Consider the following 686-nt stretch of genomic DNA (forward strand, 5'->3'; position numbering starts at 1 on the left):
TCGCCAGTCTTGACGTTGAGCGCGGCGAAGAGGTTGAGCGTGCCGTGGCGCCAGTAGTCCCAGCTGCTCCTCTCGGGCCGTCCGGGGCGCATCGGTAGAATGGGCTGGTTGCGCTCGAGGGCTTGGACCTGGCTCTTCTCGTCCACGCAGAAGACCAAGGCGTTTCTCGGAGGGCTCAGGTAGAGCCCTACCACGTCGCGGACCTTGTCCACGAAGTTCGGGTCGGTGGAGAGCTGGAAGCTTTCGCTCTTGTGTGGGGCCAGCCCGAAGGCTTTCCAGATCCTCGCCACGCTGTCGTGGGAGATGCCGCACCTCTTGGCCATCGAACGCGTGCTCCAATGCGTCGCGGCCTCGGGCTTGCTTTCAAGGGTCAGTGTCACGACTTCCTGCACCTTCTCGTCGGCGATCGTGCGCGGGGCGCCGCTGCGTGGCAGCTCGCTGATGCCCTGCAGGCGCTCGACGGCGAAGCGCCTGCGCCAAGCGCCCACGGTGTGGGCGCATACCCCCACCTTCAGGGCGATCGCCTTGTTGCTGGCGCCTTGATGCATCAGCAGCAACGCTTTCGCCCTGCGGGCTTCGCCGCTGGGGAGCTTGCGGCTCCTTAGAAGCGAGTTGAGATAGCTGACCTCGTCCTCTTCAAGCTCGATTGGTTTTACTCTTCGTCCTCGTCTTTCCACTACAAAGAA

At 63.6% G+C, this 686-nt stretch carries 1 protein-coding gene; it reads right to left on the reverse strand.

The window, feature by feature from the left end:
* A partial coding sequence (locus tag QEH57_RS24745) for an IS630 family transposase (protein WP_309009491.1) occupies positions 1-548 on the reverse strand: 548 nt, incomplete at its 3' end.
* Between the last annotated feature and the right edge of the window lie 138 nt (positions 549-686).

The organism is Pelagicoccus sp. SDUM812005, assembly GCF_031127875.1.
GTDB lineage: Bacteria > Verrucomicrobiota > Verrucomicrobiia > Opitutales > Opitutaceae > Pelagicoccus.